1 protein-coding gene is annotated in these 385 nt (G+C 67.0%); it reads left to right on the forward strand.

Annotated elements, in window-relative coordinates:
• Positions 1-57: 57 nt before the first annotated feature.
• Positions 58-385: CurL C-terminal domain-containing protein (locus V1L54_RS29345; RefSeq protein ID WP_330121197.1), on the forward strand; the 328-nt coding region annotated here is incomplete at its 3' end.

The raw sequence follows: 385 nt of genomic DNA on the forward strand, positions 1-385 counted from the left end.
CCTCGTCGGGCTGGGGTCTCCTCGTTCGGTGTCAGCGGTACCAATGCGCATGTGATCGTGGAGGGGGTTCCGGCTGAGGATCCCGGGGCCGGGGCTGTTGGTGGGGGGTCGGGTACTTCGTCGTCTGTCGGTCTGTGGGTGCTTTCCGGGCGTGATGAGCGTTCTTTGCGTGCTCAGGCTGAGCGGTTGCGTGGGTTTCTTGTGGCGCGGCCGGAGTTGGCTCCGGTGGATGTGGGGTTGTCGCTGGCGACGACGCGGGCTGCGTTGGAGCACCGTGCGGTGGTGGTGGGCGGTGGTCGTGACGAACTGATCGCTGGGTTGGGGGCGTTGGCTGAGGGTGTGCCGGGTGTGGGTGTGGTGAGTGGGGAGGTTCGTCCGGGCAAGT

The sequence above is a fragment of the Streptomyces rubellus genome, assembly GCF_036323805.1.
Taxonomy (GTDB): Bacteria; Actinomycetota; Actinomycetes; order Streptomycetales; family Streptomycetaceae; genus Streptomyces.